Raw genomic sequence first — 25564 nt, forward strand, 5'->3', positions numbered from 1 at the left:
GGTGCCGGCCAGGCGCCGCATCGTCGTCCTCGGCAGTACGGGTTCGATCGGCACCCAGGCCCTCGACGTCGTCGCCCGCAACCCGGACCGTTTCGAGGTCGTCGGTCTCACCGCCGGCAGCAACCGCGACCTCGTCGCCGAACAGGCCGAGCGCTTCGGCGTCCGGGACACCGCGTTCGGCGCCGAGGACTCGGAGCGCCTCGTCCGCAGCGTCGAGGCCGACGTGGTCCTGAACGGCATCACCGGCTCGGTGGGACTCGGCCCGACCCTGGCCGCACTGGAGTCCGGCGCGACGCTGGCCCTCGCCAACAAGGAGAGCCTCATCGTGGGCGGCCCGCTCGTGCAGGCCGCCGCGGCACCCGGGCAGATCGTGCCCGTCGACAGCGAGCACTCCGCGATCGCGCAGGCCCTCCGCTCCGGGACCGCCGAGGAGGTCCACCGCCTCGTGCTCACGGCGAGCGGCGGTCCGTTCCGCGGGCGCTCCCGTGCGGAACTCGCGGACGTCACGCCGGCGCAGGCCCTGGCGCACCCGACGTGGGACATGGGCCTGGTCGTCACGACGAACTCCGCCACGCTCGTGAACAAGGGTCTCGAGGTCATCGAGGCGCACCTGCTCTTCGGCGTCCCGTACGACCGCATCGACGTCACCGTTCACGCACAGTCGATCGTCCACTCGATGGTCGAGTTCGTCGACGGCTCGACGATCGCGCAGGCGTCGCCGCCGGACATGCGGCTGCCGATCGCGCTCGGCCTCGCGTGGCCCGAGCGCGTCCCGGGCGTCGGTGTCCCGCTCGACTGGACGACCGCGAGCACCTGGACGTTCGAGCCGCTCGACACCGAGGCCTTCGGGGCGGTGGCCCTCGCGAAGCGCGTGGGTGAGCTCGGCGGGACCTTCCCGGCGGTGTTCAACGCCGCGAACGAGCAGGCCGTCGCCGCCTTCCACGCGGGGGCGATCGGTTTCCTCGACATCGTCGACACGGTCGAGCGCGTCGTCGACGCGCACACCGCGGGGGAGTCGTCCCTCGACGGCGTGCTGGCGGCGGAGCGGTGGGCCCGCACCGCGGCGGACCGCGCGCTGACCCGCTGACGCGCGCCGCGCCTCCAGGCAGACCGTCCAGGAGGCGCGGCGTGTCTCCCAGACAGCGCTCGGCTCCGTCATGGGAAGCGTCCCGTACCCTTTCCCGGTGACCGTCGAATCCGTCCTGCTCTTCGTCCTCGGCGTGGTCGTCTTCATCATCGGCCTGCTGGTCTCGATCGGACTCCACGAGCTCGGGCACCTGTCCTTCGCGAAGCTGTTCAACGTCAAGGTGACGCAGTACTCGCTGGGCTTCGGCAAGGCGATGTGGTCCTTCACGCGCGGTGACACCGAGTACGGCATCCGCCCGATCCTGCTCGGTGGCTACATCTCGATGGTCGGCATGCTCAAGCCGCGTGCGTCGGGCCGGCCGAACGCGATCACGAACACCGGCATGTACGGCGCGTTCGTGCAGGACGCCCGCCAGGCGAGTGCCGAGCAGATCGCGGACTCGGGCGGCGACGACTCCCGCGCGTTCTACCGTCTGACGCCGTGGAAGCGCATCATCGTGATGGTCGCGGGCCCGGCGATGAACCTGGTCATCGGCGTCGTCCTGTTCGGGGTGCTGCTCGTCGGCTTCGGCGCGCCGACCACCACCTTCACGTCCAGCGTCGACTGCGTCCTCCCGACGAGTCAGGCGACCACGTGCACGAGCAGCGACGCGGTCTCGCCGGCGAAGCAGGCCGGCATCCGCGCCGGGGACGTCGTCCTCTCGGTGAACGGGAAGCAGGACCCGACGATCACCGAGGTGTCGGAGGTCTTCCAGGAGTCCGCGGGTGCGGACGTCACCGTCGTGGTGTCCCGTGACGGCACGGAGAAGACGCTGCACGTCACACCGACCACGGCCACGCGGGACGTGTACACGAGCGACGGCACGGTCGCGAAGAACGACGACGGCACGACGAAGACGCAGCAGGTCGGCGTCGTGGGCGTCAGCATCGGGCAGTCGCTCGTCCGGCAGTCGCCCGCGGCGGTGCTCCCGGCGACGGGCGCGCAGATCTCGGCCTCGGCGCACCTCATCATCGACCTGCCGCAGCGCCTCGTCGCGGTGTGGAACGCGGCGTTCGGCACGCAGGAGCGGTCGCAGGACAGCCCGGTGTCGGTCGTCGGCGTCGGCCGCGCGATCGGCGAGGTGTCGTCGATGAGCGGCGTGCCCGTGATCGACAAGGCGTACACGATCCTCGGTCTGCTGGCGTCGCTCAACATCGGCCTGTTCGTGCTCAACATGGTGCCGCTCCTGCCGCTCGACGGCGGACACATCGCGGGCGCGATCTGGGAGTCGGTGAAGCGCCGCTCGTTCGCGCTCGTCGGCAAGTCGGACCCGGGGCCGATCGACCTCGCGAAGACGATGCCGTTGACGATGGTCGTGGTGGTGCTGCTCGCGGGGATGAGCGCGCTCCTCATCTACGCAGACATCGTCCGTCCCGTGAACCTCTTCGGGTAGCGACGGCGCCGGGGCGGCCCACTACGCTCTGTCCATGAGCACAGCTCCGGAAGTCCGCGCCGTCGAGCGGCAGGGCCTCGACGTCATCGCCGAGTCCGATCGGAAGGGTCGCCCGAGTGGGTTGTTCTGGCCCTGGTTCGCCGCCAACATCTCGGTGCTCGGCCTGAGCTACGGGTCGTTCGTCCTCGGGTTCGGCATCTCGTTCTGGCAGGCCACGATCGTCTCGGTGATCGGCGTCGCGTTCTCGTTCCTGCTCTGCGGGATCGTCGCGACCGCGGGCAAACGGGGGTCCGCGCCGACGATGGTGCTGAGCCGGGCGGCGTTCGGTGTGCGGGGCAACCGCCTGCCGTCGTTCCTCAGCTGGATCCTCACGGTCGGGTGGGAGACCTCGCTCGCGGCCCTCGCCGTCCTGGCGACGTCGACGGTGTTCCGCGAGGTCGGCTGGGACGACGGGGTCGTGACGAAGCTCGTCGCGCTCGTCGTGGTCGCCGCCCTCGTCATCGGTGCCGGCGTCGCCGGCTTCGACGTGATCATGCGCCTGCAGACCTGGATCACGGTCGTCACGGGCGTGCTCACCGTCGTCTACGTCATGCTCGCCGTGCCGTCGATCGACCTCGGTGCGGTCGCGGCGCTCCCGTCGGGGAGTGCGCAGAACGTCGTCGGTGCCCTCGTGCTGGTCATGACGGGGTTCGGGCTCGGCTGGGTGAACGCGGCCGCCGACTACTCCCGGTACCTGCCGCGGTCGTCCTCGACCGGTGGTGTGGTGTGGTGGACGACGTTCGGCGGCGCGCTCGCGCCGGCGATCCTCGTCGTGGTGGGCATCCTGCTCGCCGGGTCGTCGAAGGACCTCAGTGATGCGATCGGCGCGGACCCGATCGGAGCGCTCACCACGGTCCTGCCGGTGTGGTTCCTCATCCCGTTCGCCCTGGTCGCGGTGCTCGGTCTCGTCGGCGGCGCGGTGCTCGACATCTACTCGTCGGGTCTGGCGCTGCTGAGCGCCGGCATCCGGATCCCTCGGCCCGTCGCGGCCGGCGTGGACGGCGTCGTCATGATCGCCGGCGCCGTCTACGTGGTCTTCTTCGCGAAGGACTTCATCTCGCCGTTCCAGGCGTTCCTCGTCACGCTCGGCGTCCCGATCGCGGCGTGGTGCGGTGTCTTCGTCGCCGACGTCCTGCTGCGTCGCCGCGCGTACGCCGAGGACGAGCTCGACGACCGTCGCGGGCGGTACGGGGACGTCCGCTGGGGTGCGATCGCGCTCGTGGTGGTCGGCACCGGGCTGGGGTGGGGACTCGTGACGAACACGTACGGCGTGCCGTCCTGGCTGGGTTGGCAGGGCTACCTGCTCGAGCCGTTCGGCCTCGGCGGACGTGACGGGGCCTGGGCGTACGCGAACCTCGGGGTCCTCGTCGCGCTCGTCGTCGGCTTCCTCGGCACGCTGGTGTCCTCCCGCGCGGCTGTCCGCCGGCAGGAGCTGGCGTGAGTGCCCTGGACGGCGTCCCCGACGACGCCTGGCTCGTCGTCATCGACGTGCAGGAGGTCTTCACGGGGGACAGCCCGTGGGCGGCTCCGCGGTTCGACCACGCCGTCGCGGGCATCGAGCGGCTGCTCCCGCGGTTCACCGGACGGACCGTGTTCACCCGCTTCGTGGCGCCGGAGCGCCCGGAGGGCAGCTGGACGCAGTACTACCGGGACTGGCCCTTCGCCCTCGTGCCGGGCGCCGACCCCCTCTGGGACCTGACCGAACCGTTCCGGACCGCCGCAGCGGACCGAGGCGACCCCGTCGTCACCGAGTCGACCTTCGGCAAGTGGGGGACCAGCCTCCAGGCCATCACCGGCGACCACCCACACCTGGTCCTGGCCGGCGTCTCGACGGACTGCTGCGTGCTGTCGACCGCGCTCGCGGCGGCGGACGCCGGCGCCACCGTGACGGTCGTGGCGGACGCGTGCGCGGGCGCGAGCGATGACGACCACGAGCGTGCCCTCGCGGCGATGCGGCTCTACGCGCCGCTCGTCACCGTGGTCTGATCGGGAACGGTCGACCACTGCGCGTAGAGTGCACCTCGTGCCTGCAGTGAACCTCGGTCTGCCGAAAGTCCCCGAAACCCTCGCGCCGCGCCGCAAGTCCCGGCAGATCCGAGTGGGCAAGGTCCTCGTGGGCGGCGACGCACCGGTGTCCGTCCAGTCGATGACCACGACGCCGACGACGAACATCAACGCCACCCTCCAGCAGATCGCCGAGCTCACCGCCTCAGGGTGCGACATCGTCCGCGTGGCCGTCCCCAGCCAGGACGACGCCGACGCGCTGCCGATCATCGCGAAGAAGTCGCAGATCCCGGTCATCGCCGACATCCACTTCCAGCCGAAGTACGTCTTCCAGGCCATCGACGCCGGGTGCGCCGCGGTCCGGGTGAACCCGGGCAACATCCGGAAGTTCGACGACCAGGTCGGCGCGATCGCCCGTGCCGCGAAGGACGCCGGCGTCTCGCTCCGCATCGGCGTGAACGCGGGGTCGCTCGAGCCGAGCCTGCTGCAGAAGTACGGCAAGGCCACTCCCGAGGCGCTCGTCGAGTCCGCGGTGTGGGAAGCGAGCCTCTTCGAGGAGCACGACTTCCACGACTTCAAGATCTCGGTCAAGCACAACGACCCGATCGTCATGGTGAAGGCCTACCGTCAGCTCGCCGAGGCGGGGGACTGGCCGCTGCACCTCGGGGTCACCGAGGCCGGGCCGGAGTTCCAGGGCACGATCAAGAGCGCCACGGCGTTCGGCATCCTGCTCGCCGAGGGCATCGGCGACACCATCCGTGTGTCGCTCTCCGCCCCGCCCGCGCAGGAGGTCAAGGTCGGCCTGCAGATCCTGCAGTCGCTGAACCTCCGCGAGCGCAAGCTCGAGATCGTCTCCTGCCCGAGCTGCGGCCGCGCGCAGGTCGACGTCTACCAGCTCGCGAACGACGTGACGAAGGGGCTCGAGGGCATGACCGTCCCGCTCCGCGTCGCCGTCATGGGCTGCGTCGTGAACGGCCCCGGCGAGGCGCGCGAGGCCGACCTCGGTGTCGCGTCCGGCAACGGTAAGGGCCAGATCTTCGTCAAGGGCAAGGTCATCAAGACCGTGCCCGAGGCCGAGATCGTCGAGACCCTCATCACCGAGGCGAACCGCATCGCCGACGAGATGGGCCCCGCTGCCGCGACCGGCAAGCCCGAGGTCGTCACCACCGCTTAGTCGACTGTCGTCGCCGATTAGCCGACTAACACTAGGCTTGCCCCGTGGTCACACGGCTTTCGCATCTGTTCCTCCGTACGCTCCGCGACGACCCCTCCGACGCCGAGGTGACGAGCCACAAGCTGCTCGTCCGCGCCGGGTACGTCCGCCGCCAGTCCCCGGGGATCTTCGCGTGGCTGCCGCTCGGCCTCCGCGTCCGCGCGAAGATCGAGGACATCATCCGCGAGGAGATGGTGGCCGCCGGCGCGCAGGAGGTCCTCCTGCCGGCGCTGCTCCCGCGTGAGCCGTACGAGGCGACGAACCGGTGGACCGAGTACGGCGACGGCATGTTCCGCCTGCAGGACCGCAAGGGGGCCGACTACCTGCTCGCACCCACGCACGAGGAGATGTTCGCGCTCCTCGTGAAGGACCTGTACTCGTCGTACAAGGACCTCCCCGTGACGCTGTTCCAGATCCAGGACAAGTACCGCGACGAGGCCCGTCCCCGCGCCGGACTCCTGCGCGGGCGCGAGTTCACTATGAAGGACGCGTACTCGTTCGACCTCACCGACGAGGGCCTCGAGCGCAGCTACCAGGTCATGCGCGACGCGTACGAGAAGATCTTCGCCCGGCTCGGCCTCGAGTACGTGATCGTCAAGGCGGACGCGGGGGCCATGGGCGGCTCGAAGTCCGAGGAGTTCCTGCACCCGATCGGGGTCGGCGAGGACACCTTCGTCCGCAGCGCCGGCGGGTACGCGGCGAACGTCGAGGCCTACGTCACGCCGGTGCCCGAGGCGCTGCCGATCGAGGGTCGGCCCGAGCCCGTGCTCCTGCCGGCGTCGGACACCCCGACCATCGACACGCTCGTCGCGCACGCGAACGAGGTCGCCCCGCGCGACGGCGCCCCGTGGACCGCGGCCGACACGTTGAAGAACGTCGTGCTCGCGCTGACGCACCTCGACGGCACGCGCGAGGTCGTCGTCGTGGGGCTCCCCGGCGACCGTGACGTCGACATGAAGCGCGCCGAGGTGGCCTTCGCGCCGGCCGAGGTCGAGGCGGCCGGGGACGACGACTTCAAGAAGCACCGGGGTCTGGTCAAGGGCTACATCGGCCCGCAGGTCCTCGGTGCCGAGTCCGCCACCGGCATCCGCTACTTCGTCGACCCCCGCGTGGTCGACGGCACCGCCTGGATCACCGGCGCGAACGAGCGTGGCGTGCACGTCTCGGGGCTCGTCATGGGCCGCGACTTCACCGCCGACGGCGTCGCCGAGGTGTCCGACGTCCGTGCGGGCGACCCCGCCCCAGACGGCTCCGGGCCGCTCGAGACCGCCCGCGGCATGGAGATCGGCCACGTCTTCCAGCTCGGCCGCAAGTACGCCGAGGCGCTCGGACTCAAGGTGCAGGACGACAACGGCAAGCTCGCCACCGTCACGATGGGGTCGTACGGCATCGGCGTGACCCGCATCCTCGCGATCCTGGCCGAGGCGCACAACGACGAGAAGGGCCTGGTCTGGCCGAAGAACGTCGCGCCCTTCGACGTGCACGTCGTCGCCACCGGCAAGGACGAGGTCGCCTACGACCTGGCGACCTCGATCGTCGCGCAGCTCGAGGGCGAGCGCTTCGACGTCGTCTACGACGACCGGCCGAAGGTCTCGCCGGGTGTGAAGCTCCGCGACGCGGAGCTGCTCGGCATGCCGATCGTGGTCGTCGCCGGTCGTGGCGCCGCCGACGGCGTCGTCGAGCTGTGGGACCGCGCGAGCGGCGAGCGTCGCGACGTGCCGGCAGCGGAGCTGCTGGACGCGGTCCGCGCGATCTAGCCGCCGGCCCTCCGACCCGCCGGCCCGCCGGTCCGCAAAACGCCACCTGGGCGGTTTCTCGCAGCGCAGTACCGCTGCGAGAAACCGCCCTCGTTGCGTCTTGCGGGTGGGGTAGTCTGGACGCCGACTTCTGCGCGGTTCCAATGCGCCGGAGCGACTCATCTGAATACGGAGGCCCTCGGTGAAGATCGATCTCGCAGTCCTGCGACTCATGGAGCGTGAGCGGGAGATCCCGTTCGACGAACTCGTCCAGATCATCGAACAGGCCATCCTGACCGCGTACCAGAAGCACCGCGCGGAGAACGAGGAGCCCGTCGACGCCCAGACGCGCGTCGAGCTCGACCGCAAGTCGGGCGAGGTCTCCGTCTACGTGCCGGAGCGCGACGACGAGGGCACCGTCATCGGCGAGGCCGTCGACCAGCCGAACGACTTCGGCCGCATCGCCGCCTTCGCCGCGAAGCAGGTCATCAACCAGCGTCTTCGCGACATCGGCGACGACAAGATCCTCGGCGAGTTCCGTGGCAAGGAGGGCGACATCGTCGCGGGCGTGGTCCAGCAGGGCCCGAACCCGAAGATGGTGCACGTCGACCTCGGCACGGTCGAGGCGATCCTCCCGCCGGAGGAGCAGGTGCCGGGCGAGGAGTACAAGCACGGTTCGCGCATCCGCGTGTACGTGACGAGCGTCGGCCGCGGTGCGAAGGGGCCGCAGATCACGGTGTCGCGCACGCACCCGGGTCTGGTCCGGAAGCTGTTCGCGCTCGAGGTGCCGGAGATCGCGTCGGGTGTCGTCGAGATCACGTCGCTCGCGCGCGAGGCCGGTCACCGCACGAAGATCGCGGTGAAGGCCAACGAGCCCGGCGTGAACGCCAAGGGTGCGTGCATCGGCGAGCTCGGTGCCCGCGTGCGCGCGGTGACGACGGAGCTCGGCGCCGAGAAGATCGACATCGTCGACTACTCGTCCGACCTGGCGTCCTTCGTGGCCAGCGCGCTGTCGCCGGCGAAGGTGACGAGCGCGTTCGTGCTCGACGCCTCGACGAAGGCCGTCCGCGCCCTCGTTCCCGACTACCAGCTGTCGCTCGCGATCGGCAAGGAGGGGCAGAACGCCCGCCTCGCCGCGAAGCTCACCGGTGCCCGGATCGACATCCAGCCGGACTCCATCCTGGACGGCGAAGACTGACGACGTCGGCTGCGCGTCCGGACGCGACGGGCCCGGTTTCGCTCCGGGCGTCGGCCGTCCGGGCGCGCCGGATCGCGGTCGTCGGAGGGGAGGAGTAAGGTGGTTCCCGTCAGAACATGCATCGGCAGTCGCCGTCGTGCACCCCGGTCCTCCCTCCTCCGTGTCGTCGCCCTGAGCGACGGCCGTGTCGTGGCGGACCCGAAGGCAGTCATGCCGGGGCGGGGAGCGTGGCTCACCCCGACCGTCGAAGCACATGATCAGGCCGTCAAGCGCCGGGCCTTCCGCCGGGCGCTCCGACTCGATCATGAACCGGACACGTCCGCGGTGCGTGACTACCTCGTAGCACTCCAGCGCAGCGAAGAGAGCTCCGAGCAGGCGCGCCACCAGGACACGACAGAACAGGCTGAACGGCTTATGGACAACTGATGAGCGGCTCGAAATGAGACCCGTCATCCATTGAGTCCTGCCCCTTCACGGGGTGGGACCCGTGAAGGAGAACAGTGGCAAAACCACGCGTACACGAGATCGCATCCGAACTCGGTGTCGACAGCAAGACCGCAATGGAGAAGCTCAAGGAACTCGGCGAGTTCGTCAAGGGCCCGAGCTCCAGTGTCGAACCCCCCGTCGCACGCAAGCTCCGCGCTGCGCTGCAGGCCGACGGCGCCTCGGCGTCGAAGCCCGCTGCGGCACCCGCTCCCGCGGCCGGTTCGGCAGCGCCGAAGCCCGGTCGTGCGGCTGCCGGCAGCGCAGCACCGAAGCCGGGTGGCGCCAAGCCCGGTCCCGTCCGCCCCGCGCCCACCCCGGCGCCGGAACAGGCTCCCGCAGAGACCCCCGCCGACTCGTCCGCACCCGTCCCGGGTGCCCCGAAGTCGGTCGCGCAGCGCCAGGCCGAGGCCGAGGCAGCGCGGAAGGCCGCAGCGGCCGAGAAGGCAGCGGCCGCGAAGGCCGCCGCCGACAACGGTGACGCCGGTCAGGCAGCGCCGAAGGGCGACGCCGTCAAGCCCGGCGGTGCCCCGAAGCCGGGCGCAGCAGCCGGCCCGAAGCCTGGTGGCCCGAAGCCGGGCGCCCGTCCCGGCAACAACCCGTACGCGTCGAGCCAGGGCATGGGCTCGCGCCCGCCGCGTCCGGGCAACAACCCGTACTCGTCCAACCAGGGCATGGGTCAGCGTCCCGCCGGCGGTGCCGGTGGCGGCAACGGCATCCCGCGTCCGGCCCCGCCGCGTCCGGGTGTTCCCCGTCCGGGTGCCCCGCGTCCCGGTGGCCCCGGGCAGGGCAACCGTGCTCCCGGCTTCGGGCAGCGCCCGGGCCAGGGTGGCGGTCGTGGCGGCCCCGGTGGTCGTCCGGGCGGCGCCGGTGGTGCCGGTGGCGGCTTCCCGCGTCCGGCCTTCAGCGGCCCGCGTCCCGCCGGTGGCGGTGGCCGCGGTCGTGGCCCCGGTGGCGGTACCGCGGGTGCGTTCGGTCGCGGTGGCGGCAAGAGCCGTGCCCGCAAGTCGAAGCGGACGAAGCGCGCCGAGTACGAGATGCGGCAGGCGCCGTCGCTCGGCGGTGTGCAGGTCCCTCGTGGCGACGGCAACACGGTCGTGCGTCTGCGGCGCGGTGCGAGCATCTCGGACTTCGCGGACAAGATCGACGCGAGCCCCGGCAACCTGGTGACGGTGCTGTTCCACCTCGGTGAGATGGCGACCGCGACGGAGTCGCTGGACGAGGCCACGTTCGAGGTCCTCGGCGAGGAGCTGGGCTACAAGATCCAGATCGTCTCGCCCGAGGACGAGGACAAGGAGCTCCTCGAGGGCTTCGACATCGACCTCGAAGCCGAGCTGGACGACGAGGACGACTCGGTGCTGCAGCAGCGGCCCCCGGTGGTCACCGTCATGGGTCACGTCGACCACGGCAAGACGCGCCTGCTCGACGCCATCCGCAACTCGAAGGTCGTGGAGGGCGAGGCCGGCGGCATCACCCAGCACATCGGTGCGTACCAGATCGTCACCGAGCACGAGGGCGTCGAGCGTCCGATCACCTTCATCGACACCCCGGGTCACGAGGCCTTCACGGCCATGCGTGCCCGTGGTGCCCAGGTGACGGACATCGCGATCCTCGTGGTCGCGGCGGACGACGGCATCATGCCCCAGACGATCGAGGCGCTGAACCACGCGCAGTCGGCCGGTGTGCCGATCGTGGTCGCGGTGAACAAGATCGACAAGGAGGGCGCGAACCCGGCGAAGGTCCGGCAGCAGCTCACCGAGTACAACCTGGTGGCCGAGGAGTACGGCGGCGACGTCATGTTCGTCGACGTGTCCGCGCGTCAGAACATCGGTATCCAGGACCTCCTGGACGCCGTGCTGCTCACGGCGGACGCCGGTCTCGACCTGCGCGCGAACCCCGACAAGGACGCCCGCGGTGTGGCGATCGAAGCACGGCTCGACAAGGGCCGCGGTGCGGTCGCGACGGTGCTCATCCAGTCCGGCACCCTGCACGTCGGCGACGCCATCGTGGCGGGTACGGCCTACGGTCGCGTCCGTGCGATGACCGACGAGAACGGCGAAGCGGTCAAGGCCGCGACGCCGAGCCGCCCGGTCCAGGTGCAGGGTCTGTCGTCGGTGCCCCGCGCCGGTGACACGTTCCTCGTCACCGAAGAGGACCGCACGGCACGTCAGATCGCCGAGAAGCGTGAAGCCGCCGAGCGCAACGCCCAGCTGGCCAAGGCCCGCAAGCGCATCTCGCTCGAGGACTTCACCCGCGCACTCGAAGAGGGCAAGGTCGAGTCGCTCAACCTCATCATCAAGGGTGACGTCTCCGGTGCTGTCGAAGCACTCGAGCAGTCGCTCCTGGACATCGAGGTCGACGACAGCGTCCAGCTCCGCATCCTGCACCGCGGTGTCGGTGCGATCACGGAGTCGGACATCGACCTCGCCACGATCGACAACGCCATCGTCATCGGCTTCAACGTCCGTCCGGACGTCAAGGCCCGTGAGCGTGCGGCGCGCGAAGGCATCGACGTGCGCTTCTACTCGGTCATCTACAACGCACTCGAGGACATCGAGCAGTCCCTCAAGGGCATGCTCAAGCCCGAGTACGAAGAGGTCCAGTCGGGTGTCGCCGAGATCCGCGAGGTGTTCCGTTCCTCGAAGTTCGGCAACATCGCGGGTGTCATCGTCCGTTCCGGCACGATCACGCGCAACGCCAAGGCGCGCGTCATCCGCGAAGGCGTGGTGCTCGCCGATGGTCTCGCCATCGAGTCGCTGCGTCGCTTCAAGGACGACGTCACCGAGGTCCGCACGGACTTCGAAGCCGGTATCGGTCTGGGCAAGTACAACGACATCCAGATCGGCGACGAGATCGAGACCACCGAGCTCGTCGAGAAGCCGCGCGACTGATCGCGTGACTACCCTGGGCCCCGGCCTCTCCTGGTGAGAGGCCGGGGCCCGACCCCTTTCCATGAATGACCCCGGCGGGATCCGTCCCGCCACTGCCTCAGGAGGCACCCATGGCCGATCCGCAGCGCGCACGCAAGATGGCGGACCGCATCAAGGAAGTCGTCGCACGCCGGCTCGACAAGGGTCTCCGAGACCCGCGGCTCGGGTTCGTGACCATCACTGACGTCCGCGTGACCGGTGACCTGCAGCACGCGTCGGTCTTCTACACCGTGTACGGCACCGACGAGGAGCGCGCCGACTCCGCCGCGGCGCTGAAGGCCGCGACGGGCATGCTCCGCACCGAGGTCGGCAAGAACATCACGGCGCGGCTGACCCCGTCGCTCGAGTTCATCGCGGACGCGCTGCCGGACACCTCAGCGCACCTGGAAGACCTCCTCGCGCAGGCCAGGATGCGGGACGAGCAGGTCCGGGCCGCGTCCGCTGGGGCTGCGTACGCCGGCGATGCCGACCCGTACAAGCACGACGAGGACGAAGACGAGGACGAGGACGCCGCCCGCGCCTAGGGCTGGTCTCACGGCTCTGGTGGGACCGCCCGACGACGCCTGATCACCCGGATGCGCGAACGACGAGCCGCATGTCGAGTTCGCTCACGGTGGGGGACTGCCCTGCGATCATCTGCAGGGCGGTGTGCGCAGCGAGCTCTCCCTGCCGTTGGAGCGGCTGGGCGATCGTGGTCAGGGCGGGAACCGCACTCGCGGCGATCGGGTGGTCGTCGAACCCGATGATCGCGACGTCGGAGGGGACGGCTCGTCCCTGCGCGTTGAGGACGGCGATGGCCCCGACCGCGATGCGGTCCGAACCCGCGAGGATCGCGTCGACCTCAGGGAAGAGTTCGAGGAGCGTCTGTGTCGCTCTGATGCCCGCTGAGGTGTCCCAGCCGGTGAAGAGGACCCGTTCCGAGGGCAATCGGGGGCCGAGGACGTCGCGGAAGCCCTGCAGACGATCGGTCGTCGCCGGGTTGTCGAGCGGGCCGAGGACCGCGGCGATCCGATCGCGTCCCGACTCGGCCAGGTGTGTCGCAGCGAGACGGGCTCCGGCGACGTCGTCGGCGTAGATGCTCGAGAACCGAGGATCGGGAGCCGCTCCGTTCTCGACCTGCCCGCACAGGACCACCGGGAGACCGGTGCCCGCCAGTGCATCCAGGAGCTCGGGATCCCGGTAGGGCGTCAGGTGGATGACGGCGTCGACGGCCTTCCGGTCGAAGCTCCGCAGCGCGAGCGCGCGTTCGGCCTCGGTCGAGGCCTGGAAGATCACGGGAAGCGTGCCGCTGCCGGACAGCCCCTCCGTGACGCCGCGGAGGATGCGCGCGTAGGTCGGGTCCTCGAACAGTTCGTCGAGGGGTTCCGTGATGAGCACGCCGACCGTTTCGGCCCTTCCGATGGCGAGTGCCCGGCCCCGGGCGTTCACGACGAACCCGGTCCGTCGGATGGCGTCCTGCACGAGGTCCTTCGTCTGCGGTGTCACGAGCGGCGAGTCGTTGATGACCCGCGAGACCGTTGCACGCGAGACGCCGGCCTCGCGGGCGACGTCCGCAACGGTCGCGACGCCGGGGGCGCGGGTTCTGGGGCGCTGCACGGTTGCCTCCTCGGAACGTCCTTCAGCGGGCCCTCCAGTATCGCGGAGGCCCCGCGAGGGGTCGGAGCGGCTCGCTGCGAAGGCGGGTTCCGAAGTCGGACACGAGCCGGTCGCACCGTTGACACTCGCAATTGTAACCGGTTACATTGACGGCGTGCTCCACTCTGGCAAGGACGCCGCACGCGCCGTCGTCCCCTTCTCCGACACGCCCCACGACTGGGAGAACCCGGCGGTCACCGGCAGGAACCGGCTCCCCGCACGGGCGTACTTCTTCCACTACGACACCCCTGACGACGCCCGATCCCGAGACCGGACGCGATCCCGCGGGTTCATCGCACTCAGCGGTGACTGGCGCTTCCGCCTCTTCGACCACCCGGGCCGGGTGCCGACGTCGTTCGCGACCGACGCGAACGACGACTGGGACATCGTGTCCGTGCCGCACCTGTGGCAGTTGGACGGGTACGGCCGGCTCCAGTACACCGACGAGGGGTACCCGTTCCCGGTCGACCCGCCGCTGGTGCCGTCGAACGATCCGACCGGGGTCTACCAGCGCGTCGTCCACCTCGGGGACTCCCCGTCCGGCGACCGTCGCATCCTCCGGTTCGACGGTGTCGAGAGCTACGCGGAGATCTACTGGAACGGCGCCTACGTGGGAACGACGAAGGGGTCTCGGCTCGCCGCCGAGTTCGACGTCACCGACCACGCCCGCCCGGGCGACAACCTGCTCGCCGTGAAGGTGCTCCAGTTCTCGGACGGGACCTACATCGAGGACCAGGACATGTGGTGGGCCTCGGGCATCTTCCGCGACTGCTACCTGACGTCACGACCCGCCGCTCATCTGGACGACTTCTTCGTCCGCACGCACCGCCACGACGACGACAGCGCTTCCGTGACGCTCTCCGCTCACGCGCACGGCGCGCGCTCGATCGTGTGGCAGATCCGTGACGGCGACACGCTGGTGGCCGAAGCGGACGTGATCGACGGGGAGGACGTCACCGTCACGATCCGCGACGCCCACTTCTGGAATCCGGAGGAGCCCGTCCTGTACGACATGACGATCATCGTGCAGGGCGACGACGGTGCCGTCGGGTACGTGCCGCACCGTCTCGGACTGGCGGAACTCACCATCGAAGGCGGCCTCATGCGCCTCAACGGCGCGTACTTCACGATGCACGGCGTCAACCGCCACGACCACGACGACCGACGCGGTCGCGCGGTCGACATCGCGCGGATGGAGCGGGACCTGCACCTGATGAAGCAGCACAACATCAACGCGGTCCGCACCGCGCACTACCCGAACGACCCCAGGTTCTACGAGCTCTGCGACGAGATCGGTCTCCTCGTGCTCGCCGAGACGGATCTCGAGAGTCACGGCTTCGCCAACATCGGCCAGATCGAGCGGCTGACCGACGATCCGGACTGGCAGACCGCGTACGTCGACCGGATCGAACGCCACGTCCTCGCGCAGCGCAACCACGTCTCCATCGTCATGTGGTCGCTCGGGAACGAGTCCGGCTTCGGGCGCAACATCGGCGCGATGTACGAGCGCTGCAAGGAACTCGATCCGACCCGTCCGGTCCACTACGAGGAGGACCGGAACGCCGAGGTCGTCGACGTCGTCTCCACGATGTACTCGCGCGTGCAGCAGATGAACGACTTCGGGGAGCACCCGCACCCGAAGCCCCGGATCATCTGCGAGTACGGGCACGCGATGGGCAACGGGCCCGGTGGCCTGTCCGATTACCAGCAGGTGTTCGACAGGTGGCCGCACATCCAGGGGCACTTCGTGTGGGAGTGGGCCGACCACGGCCTGCGTGCCGAGACCGCCGAGGGCGAGCGGTACTACACGTACGGGGGAGACCACGGCGACTACCCGAACAACGGGAACTTCTGCATCGACGGGCTCGTGTTCCCGTGGCAGGAGCCGAGTCCCGGTCTGCTGGAGTACAAGCAGGTGATCTGCCCCGTGCTGGTCGCCCACGTCGACGACACCATCGTCGTGACGAACCGCCGGTGGTTCACCGACCTTTCCGATGTGGTCCTCACCGTGGAGACCCTCTCTGACGGGAGGCCGACGTCCTCGACGACGCTGCGGCCCGGTGCGCTCGCACCGGGAGACACCTGGCGGACGCCGTTCCTGCCGCTCTCCGTGGCGGGACGGGAGACTCGCCTGGTCATGCGGGCGTACTCGACGACCGCCAGGAGCTGGTCCGAGCCGATGCGCGAGCTCGGACGTTGGGACTTCCCGGTCCACGGTTCGGCCTGGGCGAGCAGCCCGACGGCAGGCACCTCGCCCGCCACCGCGAGCACGGTCGGCACCGATCTCGAAGTGACCACGAGCCGCGGGGACGCGCTCCGCTTCGACCTGCTGACCGGAGAGCTCGAGAGGTGGACCCTCGACGGTGCGCCCGTCGTCGTCGGGCCCCCGCGGATCGGGTTCTGGAAGCCGCTCATCGACAACCACCACCAGGAGAACGAGGCCCTGTGGGAGCCGCGGCTCCTGGCGCACATGCAGACGAGCACCCGGAGCGTGTCCTGGGGTGAGGACGACGGCGTCGTCACGATGTCGTCGTCCGGGACGATCGCACCGCCGTCGCTCGCGTACGGGATGCGCGTCGAGATGCACTGGAACATCCACGGAGACGGCACGGTGGACCTCCGGGTGGCCGGTGAGCCGTACGGCGACTACCGCGACCTCGTTCCCCGGATCGGGCTGTCGTTCGACGTCCCGAACGACGCTCGGAACATCGAGTGGTACGGGCGCGGTCCGGGCGAGAACTACCCGGACTCGAAGACCGCGAACACCGTGGGCCGATGGCGGAGCGACGTCTCGGCGATGTTCACCCGCTACGTCGTGCCACAGGACTGCGGCAACCACGAGGACGTCCGTTGGCTCAGCGCGACGACCGACGCCGGAGCCGGTGTGTCGGTGTCCGCACGGGACTCCGCCGGACTCTTCTCGTTCTCGGCATGGCCCTACAGCGCCGCAGCGATCGACGCAGCACAGCACCAGACCGACCTCACCGAGGCGGACCGCATCACCATCAACGTGGACCACGCAGTGCTCGGGCTCGGCTCGAACTCATGGGGAAGCGAGGTCCTCGACAGGTACCGGGTCCGCTTCCAGGAGTTCGACTTCGCCGTCCGGTTCGCTGCCGTCACGAGTGCAGACACCCGAGGTGACCGATGAAGACCTTCACGACGCTGCACGCGTTCCGAGAAGCACTCGGACGGGAAACCCGATGGGCCCGCACGGTGTCCGCGCTCGAGACGCGGGACATCCAACCGGACGTCATGTACTCCGTGGGGGACTCCCTGACCTTCATGAGTGCACGGACCGGCTCGCTGACGACAGGGGATCTCGTCGCACACCGTCGGTACCACGCGGTCGTCCACCCGGTGGACGGCGACGCCGTGGTGGAGATCGCGCCGTGCGCCTCGCTCCGTCCCCTGTCGGCGTACGACGACCTGACCGACCGGCAGACGTTCGCCGGCTCCGGAGCCGCCGAGCACGTGCCGAGGGGCTCGGTGATGATCCTCGAGACGCACGAAGCGATGCGCGTCCTGCCGTCGCCGGACGTGACGGTCGTCCTGGCCCACGTCACGGTGGAGGGAGTGACCTTCCACAACAAGTGACGACCGCTCCGCCGCACCGCATCGACCGCTCCGCCACACCGCAACAACCGCGTCTCCAAAGGAATCATTCAATGACGAATCGCCGCTCCATCGGGGCTGTCATCCTCTTCACGATGGTCATCGCCGCCGTGTTCAACTTCCGCAACGTGATCAACAACTACGTCGCGATCGGCACGCTCGCGGCGCCGATCTTCTTCATCGCCACCATCGTCTACTTCATCCCGTTCACGCTGGTGATCGCCGAGTTCGTGAGCCTCAACAAGAACTCCGAGTCCGGGGTCTACCAGTGGGTGAAATCGTCGCTCGGCGGCCGATGGGCCTTCTTCACCGCGTTCTGTTACTGGTTCGTCAACCTGTTCTACTTCATCTCGCTGCTCCCGATCGTGCTGGTCTACGCGGGGTACATGATCCTCGGGCGGGAAGTGGCCATGAAGCCGTGGATGATCGCGGTGCTGTCCATCGTCATCTTCTTCGTCGCCACCTACGTGTCCACGAAGGGCGCCCGGTGGATCGGCTCGGTGACGTCACTCGGCTCCACGCTCATGGTCGTCATGGCGCTCGTGTTCATCGTCGCCGCGATCGCCGCCCTGTTCGGCGGCATCGCGCCGGCCAACGACGTTTCGGTCCGGGGGATGGCACTCGATCCGCACTCCGGAGTCGGTGTGTGGGCACTCCTCGGGACCATCGCCTGGATCATCCAGGGCGTCGGCGGCGCGGAGTCGATCGGCGTCTACCTGAACGACCTGAAGGGCGGCGTCCGCGCGTTCGTCCGCACGATCGTCATCTCGGGCATCGCGATCGGACTGCTGTACTCGGTCGGCACGTGGCTCATGGCGGTGTTCGTGGACAAGAAGAACGTGTCCTACGGCAACGGCATCTTCGTCACGATGCAGCACGCCGCAGCGTTCTTCGGCCTGCCCACCGACATCGTGACGCGGGTCGTGGGTCTGATCATGCTCGTCGCGACGCTCGGCGGCTTGCTGATCTGGACGTCGGCTCCGGTCAAGATCTTCTTCTCCGAGATCCCCGAGGGGATCTTCGGGAAGAAGGTGGTCGCACTGAACGACGCCGGCGTGCCCGTCCGCGGCGCATGGATCCAGTTCATCGTGGTGGTCCCCCTGCTCGTCATCCCGACCCTGGGAGCGGGCAGCTCCATCGACGACCTGCTCAAGGTCGTGATCAACATGACGGCGGCGACCGCTCTGCTCCCGCCGGCGCTCATCCTCGTCGCGTACCTGGTGCTGCGCATCAAGTTCGACCACGTCGTCCGCGACTTCCGGTTCGGAGGGCGGAACTTCGGCCGCGGCGTCGCCGTGTTCCTCGTGGCACTCTTCGCCGTCGTGTTCGTCGCGGCCACCTTCCCCGAGGGTCAGGCGCTCTGGCTCACGCTCGTGTACAACGTGGGCGGCGTGGTGATCTTCCTGGGCGCAGCCCTGCTCTGGTACGAGCGCTACATCCGTCGCCTCCGCGCGGTCTCGGTGGAAGCCGCCGAAGCGGAGGTCAAGCCGACAGCGGGCGTCCACCGCGACGGCGAGGGCGACGGTCGCTCGGCCGTGCGGAACCCCGGCGACATCGTGCACGACGACGATGAGGAACGCGACGCGGCCGGATCGCGAGTCTGACCCGCACACACCGAGTCGTGCTGCGCAGACGTGCGCTACCCGTCGGGCAACCGGTAGCCGCTCGCGTCGTCCCCGACGGCCAGCCCGTCACGCAGGAGCGACGCGAGCGCCCGGTCCAGCTGCTCGGCGTCCGGCCACACCGGTTCGATCTCGGACCGGGTGACCGGGACGTCGCTCGCACGGAGCTCCGCCATGACGAGGCCGCGCACCTGCCGGTCGCTCCCGGCGAACTTCGACTGCTTCGGCGCCCGCGGTCCGTCGTGCTCCGGGTAGCCCGCGGCGCGCCAAGCGCAGCGGTCGGCGATCGGGCAGGCGTCGCACGCGGGGGAGCGGGCGACGCAGACGAGCGCACCGAGCTCCATCACGGCGGCGTTCGTCGCGGCCGCGTCGTCGCGGTCGGCCGGGAGCACGGACTCCATGAGCGGGAGGTCCTGCTTCGCCTTCGCCGGGCCCGGCTCGCCCTGCCCGAGCAGCGCCCGGGCGAGCACCCGTCGCACGTTCACGTCCACGACGGGGTGCCGGTCCCCGTACGCGAAGACCGCGACGGCGCGCGCCGTGTAGTCGCCGATGCCGGGCAACGCGAGAAGCGCGTCGACGTTCCGCGGCACCACGTTGTCGTGCTGCTCGGCGATCGCCGAGGCGGCCGCGTGGAGTGCGAGTGCGCGTCTGGGGTAGCCGAGCCGGTCCCAGGCGCGCACCGCGTCCGCCGGGGGTGAGGCCGCGAGGTCCGCAGGCGTCGGCCAGCGGGTGAGCCATGCCTCCAGGCGGGGGACGACGCGCGCGACCTGGGTCTGCTGCAGCATGATCTCGCTGACCAGGGTGCCCCAGGCCGGGAAGCCGGGTCGGCGCCACGGGAGGTCGCGCGCCTCCTGGCGGAACCAGGCGATGAGCGGGGTGGCGATGTCCGGTCGGTCCGGGTTGTCCACATTCGGTCTGGAGGCCCGGCTCGCGTTCACCACGACAGCCTACGGTGGCCACATGGCACGTTGGGCACCCCAGGAGACCGACACGATGGCCGCGATCGCGGCCGAGGTGATCGCACAGGTCGGCACGAACCGGACCGTCGTCGGGGTCGACGGACAGGACGGCACCGACCTCGAGCGCGTCGCCGCCGGGCTCGTCGCCGGCTTCCAGCAGCACGGAGTGTCGGCGATGGCCGCGGCGGCGCCGTCGAGCGACGTCGACATCCTCCGCGCGGACCTCGTCACGCCGTTCCGGACCACGGGTGCCGGCGCGGGGGTCCTCGTCGTGCACGGGCACGGCACACTCGCTCCGGGCGCACGGGGCCTGTGGCGCTGGTCGCTGTGGGTCGAGCAGGAGTCCGGGCGGCTCGAACGCCGGGCGGACGTCAAGGTCGCCGCCTCCGCGGTCCTCGACGTGACCGATCCGGAGCACCCGCGGCGGGAGTGGAACGACGCCTGCTGAGCCGCGCGAGCGCTGGTAATCTCCTCGGGTGCTCGAATCCGCGCCCGACGGCATCCTCCTCGTCGACAAGCCGCAGGGGATCTCCAGCCACCGGGTCGTCTCGATCGCCCGACGCCGGCTTGGTCTGAAGAAGGTCGGCCACGCCGGCACCCTCGACCCGATGGCGACCGGTCTGCTGCTCGTCGGCGCCGGTCCGTCCACCCGGCTGCTCACGCACCTGGTCGGCCTCGGGAAGACGTACACCGCGACCATCAGGCTCGGTGTCTCGACCGACTCGGACGACGCGGACGGCATGCCGACGGCAGCGCTGGGCACCGCCTCCGCCGACGTCTCGGACGCGGCGGTCGAGGTGGCGGTGGCCGCGCAGCGCGGCGAGATCTCGCAGGTCCCCTCCACGGTCAGCGCCATCAAGGTCGACGGTCGCCGTGCGTACGATCTCGCCCGGAGAGGTGAGGAAGTCGTCCTGAAGTCCCGCACCGTGACGGTGTCCCGGTTCGACGTCACCAGCCGGAACGAGCGGGTCGTCTCCGTGAACGGTGCCGAGGTGACCGTGGTCGACCTCGACGTGGTCGTCACCTGCTCGTGCGGCACCTACGTCCGCGCGCTGGCTCGTGACGTCGGGGCCGCACTCGGCACCGGCGCGCACCTCACCGCCCTCCGCCGCACCGAGGTCGGGCCCTTCGACGTCGAGGACGCCATCGACCTCGAGGACGAGTCCGTCGACGTCCGCGCCGCGCTCGCACGGCCGGTCGACGTCGCGCGCACGCTGTTCCCGGCCGTGCCGCTCGACGCCGCGGCCGCAAAGGACCTCGCCGACGGCAAGCGCGTCGCCGCCGACCACCCGGACACGGACGGGCCGGTCGCCGCCGTCGCCACCGAGGGGGATCGGCTCGTCGGGCTCGTCTCGGTCCGGCGCGGGCTGCTCCGCGTCATCACCAACTTCCCGACGGCGAACGCCCTGCCGTCGACGACCGGGGGAGCGAACGCGTGATCGAGTGGTTCATGTGGGTGCAGCTCGTCGTCGCCGTCGTCGCCGGCCTGTTCGCCGTGGTCGTCGGCTTCATCGGCTGGAAGCCCAACGACTACACCGTCGGCTCGCTCGTCCTCGTCGAGCTGCTGCTCCTCGCACAGGGCGTCATCTCGCTCGTGCTCCCCGCCGTCGGCAGCCCGCCCGAGGGCAACGCGCTGGAGTTCGGCGTCTACGCGGTGTCGGTGCTGCTCGTGCCGCCCGCGACCATCGTGTGGGCGCTCATCGACCGGACGAAGTGGAGCACCGTCGTCCTCGGCGCCGGTGCCTTCACCGTCGCCGTGATGCTCTACCGGATGTACCAGATCTGGTTCGCGCTGAACTGACCCGCTGCGTCATCCGTCGGCGCCGCCGTCGGTAGAATCGGTGCAATGGCGACCAGATCCTCACTCGCGACCGGCATCGGCCGCGTCCTCATCGCCGTCTACGGCATCCTTGCGCTCGCGGCGACCGGTCGCAGCGTCGTGCAGATCATCGAGAAGTTCTCGTTCGCGCCGTTCGCGTACACGCTCAGCGCCGTCGCCGCCGTCGTCTACATCGTCGCGATGATCGCCCTCATCGCACCCGGTCGGTTCTGGTACCGGGTGGCCTGCGTGACGATCGGGTTCGAGATGACCGGCGTGCTCGTCATCGGCACGTTGTCGCTGTTCGATCGACAGCTGTTCCCCGACGACACGATCTGGTCGTACTACGGGATGGGCTACGCGTTCGCGCCGTTGGTGCTGCCGGTCGCCGGCCTGTGGTGGCTCCGGAAGCACCACCGCACCGCCGTCACGACCGAGCCGACGCCGTCCGCCGTCGCTGCGGGCGAGTAGGGACCCGACGTGCAGTACTACGACGACCTCGCCGACGTGGCACAGGGCTTCGGACCGAGCGCGGTCACGATCGGGAAGTTCGACGGCGTGCACGTCGGGCACCGAGCCGTGATCGCGCACCTCGAACGCGCCGCGCAGGAGCAGGGCCTCGTGTCGACGGTCGTCACGTTCGACCGGCACCCGCTCAGCGTCATCGAGCCGGACCGGGTCCCGCCGGCGCTCACGAGCATCGCCCAGCGGCGGGAACTGCTCGACGACGTCGGGGTCGACGCGACCCTGCTGCTGCGGTTCGACCACGACCTCCAGTCGAAGGCGCCCGAGGCGTTCGTGTCCGAGATCCTCGTCAGCACCCTGCACGCCCGACTCGTGTTCGTCGGCAGCGACTTCCGCTTCGGGGCGAAGGGCGCCGGCGACGTCGCCCTCCTGCGCGAACTGGGGGAGCAGCACGGCTTCACGGTCGAACTCATCGACGACGTCGACCTGGTGGACGACGTCCGGCCCGACGGGGAGCGTCGGGTGTCCTCGACGTGGATCCGCGAACTCCTCGGGGACGGCCGTGTGGCCGAGGCCGCACGACTCCTCGGGCGCGAACACGCCGTGCGCAGCGTCGTGGTGCACGGCAACGAGCGCGGCCGGGCCATGGGGTACCCGACCGCGAACCTCGACCCCGCGTGCGAGGGGTTCGTCCCCGCGGACGGTGTCTACGCCGCCCGGGTCCTGCACGACGGGACGGTGTACCCGGCGGCGGTGTCCGTCGGCAACAACCCGACGTTCGAGGGTGTGCCCGCCAAGCAGATCGAGGCGCACCTCCTCGACGTCGACATCGACCTCTACGGCGAGACCATCTCCGTGCTGTTCGTCTCCTACGTCCGGGGGATGGTGAAGTTCGGCTCGATGGACGAACTCGCTGCCCAGATGCGCCAGGACGACCGCGACATCCGGACCGTGCTCGGCCTGCCCGCGGTGGTGTGAGCGCAGCCGCCGTCGAACGACGACCGGACGGACGAAGCCCCCGTGACCGAACGGTCACGGGGGCTTCGGACGCGGTGCCGCTGGTCAGCCGCCCAGGGCGTCGAGCCAGATCTTGCGAGCGTCGAGCGCTTCCTGCGCCTCCTTGATCTTGCGGGCGTTCCCCGAGGCCTGGGCCTCGGCGAGCTCGGCCTCGAGCTTGCCGATGGCATCCTCGAGCTGGTTGGCGAGGCCGGTCTGACGGGCCTTGCGCTCGGGGTCGGACGCCTTCCAGTGCTCGTCCTCGAGGCTGCGCACGTGGTCCTCCACCGCGCGCAGACGGTCCTCGATGCGACGGACGTCGCCGCGGGGCACCTTGCCGATCTCGTCCCAGCGGCGCTGGATGCCCGTCAGGGTCCGGCGAGCCACGGTCCGGTCGGTCTCCTTGAGGAGCGGCTCGGCCTCGGTCAGCAGAGCCTGCTTCGCGACGAGGTTCTCGGAGTACTCCTCGTTCTCGGCAGCGGCCTCGGCGTGGCGCTGCTCGAACAGGACGTCACCGGCGGCCTTGAACCGCGCCCAGAGCGCGTCGTCGTGGCGCTTGCCGGCACGACCCGCCTGCTTCCAGTCGTCGAGCAGCTCGCGGTACGTGGGGATGGCGTCCGAGCCGCGGGGCGCGAGCGCCTCGGCCTGCTGGACGAGCTCCTGCTTGCGGTTGCGTGCTTCGCGGTGCTGGGCGTCCAGCTCGGAGTAGAACGCACGACGGTGCTGGTCGACGGTCGAACGGGCTGCACGGAAGCGCTTCCAGAGCTCGTTGGCCTCGTTCTTGGGGATCCGGGGACCGTCGTGCTGGTGCTGCTGCCAGCGCGCGAACACGTCGTCGAGCTGCGCGGTCACCTGCTTCCACTGCGCCCGCGCGGGGTCGACGGCGGCCAGCGCCTCGGCTTCCTCGACCAGCGCGGTGCGGTGCGCGAGCGCGTCCGCGAGTGCCTGCTGCGCCTGCTCCGCCTGCTCCTTGGTCAGCGAGCCGAGCTGCTCGGACAGGGCGCCGACACGGGTCTCCAGCGCCTTGAGGTCACCGACGACGCGGGCCTCGGCCACCTGGGCCCGCAGGTGTTCCACCGTCCGGGCGACGTCGTTCGCCGACGCGCCGCGCTGGACGCGCTGCTCGGCGATCTTCACCTGTCCCTCGAGGTCGGCGTACTTCCGCGCGAAGTAGGCGAGGGCTTCGTCGGGCGTCGCGTCCGGGTACTCACCGACGGCTTTCTCGGTGTCCTCGTACCGGACGTACACCGTCCCGTTCTCGTCGACCCGCCCCCAGGTCGTTGCTTCGTCAGGTCCCACAGGTCTCGCCTCGATCGTGGTCGTGCATCACCGACGTCGCCGTCGGCACGGTCAGGTCGTCAGCCTATTGCACGGACGGCCTCCGCGACCCGCCGGACGGCGCGCCTGTGGACTACTTCTCCTGCTTGATCGTCGCGCCGGTGATCTTCGTCGTCACCTTCGGCTCGCCGGTGCCGTCGCTACCCGCTGACGAGATGCCCTTCGACGTGATCTTCGACTCGAGTTCGTCGAGGCCGCTCGTGACCTTCCCGACGACGGTGTACCCGCCGGTCGAGCCGTCGAGCGTGGTGTCGCCGTAGACGATGAAGAACTGCGTGGTCTGCGAGTACGCGGAGGTGCCGCGCGCGATCGCGATCGTGCCCGTCTCGTACTTGCCGTCGCTCGGCACGTTCTCGAGCGGGCCGTACTGGAACCCGGCGTCACCCGTGCCGTCGCCGTTCGCGGAGCCGCACTGCAGGAACTCGAACCCGTCGCTGTCGGCGAGCCGGTGGCAGGTGGTGCCGTTGTAGAACTGCTCCTGGATGAGCTTGATCTCGACGCTCGCCGCCTGCGGCGCCTTCTTCCCGTCGAGCTCGATGCCGAGCTTCACGTCCTTGTTGAGGGTCAGCGAGCCGGTCCAGGTGGAGTCCTTCGCGATCGACTTGCTGGGCACGTCCCCGGTGTTCGAGGCGGTGGCGCTGGCCGACGGGGTCGGAGTGGCGGTCGCGCTGGCACTCGCGCTGGCACTCGCGTCGGCTTTCTTCCCGGAGTCCTGCGAGCCGGCGAACGCGAGCTGCGACCCGGTCGCGAGCGCGGCGACGAGGACGAGCACCCCGGCCCCGACGAGGTTGTCCCGCAGGCGACGGCGACGCTGCCGGTCGTGGAGGCCCTGCCGCGCCTGGTAGAGACGGAGGCGCTCCCGCGCCTCGCGGTTGTCACGCGCCTGGTTCTTCGGTGCCACGGTGCTGGTCGTACCTCTCGTCGAGTGTGCGACGAGCGTACTAGAGACACCACGGTCGACGGTCGGGAGGCACGGCCCTGTCAGTGGGGCGG

General features: G+C 70.0%; 22 protein-coding genes. 18 read left to right on the plus strand and 4 right to left on the minus strand.

The window, feature by feature from the left end; translation table 11 throughout:
- Nucleotide 1: 1 nt before the first annotated feature.
- From dxr to rbfA, 10 genes are all read left to right on the plus strand, one after another.
- The gene (gene dxr, locus HP507_RS10100) at nucleotides 2-1087 is read left to right on the plus strand and encodes a 1-deoxy-D-xylulose-5-phosphate reductoisomerase (protein WP_175351659.1); all 1086 of its coding nucleotides are present in this window, start codon (nucleotides 2-4) and stop codon (nucleotides 1085-1087) included.
- 97 nt (nucleotides 1088-1184) lie between these two features.
- Nucleotides 1185-2519, plus strand: coding sequence for a M50 family metallopeptidase (locus HP507_RS10105; RefSeq protein ID WP_175351660.1), 1335 nt, complete (start codon nucleotides 1185-1187; stop codon nucleotides 2517-2519).
- Between the two features lie 34 nt (nucleotides 2520-2553).
- Nucleotides 2554-3999: a purine-cytosine permease family protein gene (locus HP507_RS10110; protein ID WP_175351661.1), complete on the plus strand. Its 1446-nt coding sequence runs from the start codon at nucleotides 2554-2556 to the stop codon at nucleotides 3997-3999.
- 5 nt (nucleotides 4000-4004) lie between these two features.
- Nucleotides 4005-4544: a cysteine hydrolase family protein gene (locus tag HP507_RS10115; protein WP_217508681.1), complete on the plus strand. Its 540-nt coding sequence runs from the start codon at nucleotides 4005-4007 to the stop codon at nucleotides 4542-4544.
- A gap of 58 nt (nucleotides 4545-4602) precedes the next feature.
- Nucleotides 4603-5736: a flavodoxin-dependent (E)-4-hydroxy-3-methylbut-2-enyl-diphosphate synthase gene (gene ispG, locus HP507_RS10120; RefSeq protein WP_175351697.1), complete on the plus strand. Its 1134-nt coding sequence runs from the start codon at nucleotides 4603-4605 to the stop codon at nucleotides 5734-5736.
- A 44-nt stretch (nucleotides 5737-5780) separates the two neighbouring features.
- The gene (locus tag HP507_RS10125) at nucleotides 5781-7532 is read left to right on the plus strand and encodes a proline--tRNA ligase (protein WP_175351663.1); all 1752 of its coding nucleotides are present in this window, start codon (nucleotides 5781-5783) and stop codon (nucleotides 7530-7532) included.
- A gap of 181 nt (nucleotides 7533-7713) precedes the next feature.
- Nucleotides 7714-8709 carry a transcription termination factor NusA gene (gene nusA / locus HP507_RS10130; RefSeq protein WP_175351664.1) on the plus strand — a complete coding sequence of 332 codons (996 nt, stop codon included), beginning with the start codon at nucleotides 7714-7716 and terminating at the stop codon, nucleotides 8707-8709.
- 99 nt (nucleotides 8710-8808) lie between these two features.
- Nucleotides 8809-9135, plus strand: a complete 327-nt coding sequence (locus HP507_RS18195) for a YlxR family protein (protein ID WP_175351665.1) — start codon at nucleotides 8809-8811, stop codon at nucleotides 9133-9135.
- Nucleotides 9136-9209: 74 nt separating this feature from the next.
- Nucleotides 9210-12083, plus strand: coding sequence for a translation initiation factor IF-2 (gene infB / locus HP507_RS10140; RefSeq protein WP_175351666.1), 2874 nt, complete (start codon nucleotides 9210-9212; stop codon nucleotides 12081-12083).
- Nucleotides 12084-12193: 110 nt separating this feature from the next.
- Entirely contained in the window at nucleotides 12194-12646 is a 453-nt protein-coding gene (rbfA, locus tag HP507_RS10145) for a 30S ribosome-binding factor RbfA (RefSeq protein ID WP_175351667.1), read from the plus strand.
- 43 nt (nucleotides 12647-12689) lie between these two features.
- Here the strand turns inward: rbfA and HP507_RS10150 are convergent, their stop codons facing one another.
- Nucleotides 12690-13718 carry a LacI family DNA-binding transcriptional regulator gene (locus tag HP507_RS10150; protein WP_175351668.1) on the minus strand — a complete coding sequence of 343 codons (1029 nt, stop codon included), beginning with the start codon at nucleotides 13716-13718 and terminating at the stop codon, nucleotides 12690-12692.
- 154 nt (nucleotides 13719-13872) lie between these two features.
- Between HP507_RS10150 and HP507_RS10155 the strand changes: the two genes are divergently transcribed.
- The 3 genes from HP507_RS10155 (at nucleotide 13873) to HP507_RS10165 (ending at nucleotide 18976) form a co-directional block, all read left to right on the plus strand.
- Nucleotides 13873-16908: a glycoside hydrolase family 2 TIM barrel-domain containing protein gene (locus HP507_RS10155; RefSeq protein WP_271207004.1), complete on the plus strand. Its 3036-nt coding sequence runs from the start codon at nucleotides 13873-13875 to the stop codon at nucleotides 16906-16908.
- Nucleotides 16905-17354, plus strand: coding sequence for a NanQ anomerase/TabA/YiaL family protein (locus HP507_RS10160; protein ID WP_175351670.1), 450 nt, complete (start codon nucleotides 16905-16907; stop codon nucleotides 17352-17354). The genes HP507_RS10155 and HP507_RS10160 overlap by 4 nt, the downstream gene beginning before the upstream one ends.
- Before the next feature lie 71 nt (nucleotides 17355-17425).
- Nucleotides 17426-18976 (plus strand): amino acid permease, encoded by a 1551-nt coding sequence (locus tag HP507_RS10165; protein ID WP_175351671.1) that lies wholly within the window; start codon nucleotides 17426-17428, stop codon nucleotides 18974-18976.
- Nucleotides 18977-19011: 35 nt separating this feature from the next.
- Here HP507_RS10165 and HP507_RS10170 read toward each other — a convergent pair whose 3' ends face one another.
- Nucleotides 19012-19902, minus strand: coding sequence for an HhH-GPD family protein (locus HP507_RS10170; RefSeq protein WP_338085088.1), 891 nt, complete (start codon nucleotides 19900-19902; stop codon nucleotides 19012-19014).
- Nucleotides 19903-19954: 52 nt separating this feature from the next.
- Here HP507_RS10170 and HP507_RS10175 point away from each other — a divergent pair, with 52 nt between their 5' ends.
- The 5 genes from HP507_RS10175 to HP507_RS10195 are packed head-to-tail and all read left to right on the plus strand — an operon-like array spanning nucleotide 19955 to nucleotide 23215.
- A complete protein-coding gene (locus tag HP507_RS10175) occupies nucleotides 19955-20401 on the plus strand; it encodes a hypothetical protein (protein WP_175351672.1) in 447 nt (148 codons plus the stop codon).
- Between the two features lie 28 nt (nucleotides 20402-20429).
- Nucleotides 20430-21392, plus strand: a complete 963-nt coding sequence (truB, locus tag HP507_RS10180) for a tRNA pseudouridine(55) synthase TruB (RefSeq protein WP_175351673.1) — start codon at nucleotides 20430-20432, stop codon at nucleotides 21390-21392.
- Nucleotides 21389-21754, plus strand: a complete 366-nt coding sequence (locus HP507_RS10185) for a hypothetical protein (protein ID WP_175351674.1) — start codon at nucleotides 21389-21391, stop codon at nucleotides 21752-21754. The genes truB and HP507_RS10185 overlap by 4 nt, the downstream gene beginning before the upstream one ends.
- 45 nt (nucleotides 21755-21799) lie before the next feature.
- Entirely contained in the window at nucleotides 21800-22243 is a 444-nt protein-coding gene (locus HP507_RS10190; RefSeq protein WP_175351675.1) for a hypothetical protein, read from the plus strand.
- A 9-nt stretch (nucleotides 22244-22252) separates the two neighbouring features.
- Nucleotides 22253-23215: a bifunctional riboflavin kinase/FAD synthetase gene (locus HP507_RS10195; RefSeq protein WP_175351676.1), complete on the plus strand. Its 963-nt coding sequence runs from the start codon at nucleotides 22253-22255 to the stop codon at nucleotides 23213-23215.
- Between the two features lie 84 nt (nucleotides 23216-23299).
- On the opposite strand, the gene HP507_RS10200 is transcribed toward HP507_RS10195, so the two are convergent.
- Nucleotides 23300-24532: a DUF349 domain-containing protein gene (locus HP507_RS10200; RefSeq protein ID WP_175351677.1), complete on the minus strand. Its 1233-nt coding sequence runs from the start codon at nucleotides 24530-24532 to the stop codon at nucleotides 23300-23302.
- A gap of 112 nt (nucleotides 24533-24644) precedes the next feature.
- Complete coding sequence (locus tag HP507_RS18410) at nucleotides 24645-25472, minus strand: peptidylprolyl isomerase (RefSeq protein ID WP_175351678.1); 828 nt, start codon at nucleotides 25470-25472, stop codon at nucleotides 24645-24647.
- Nucleotides 25473-25564 lie beyond the last annotated feature (92 nt).

Origin of the sequence: Curtobacterium pusillum (assembly GCF_013359865.1) — a bacterium.
Taxonomy (GTDB): domain Bacteria; phylum Actinomycetota; class Actinomycetes; order Actinomycetales; family Microbacteriaceae; genus Curtobacterium; species Curtobacterium pusillum.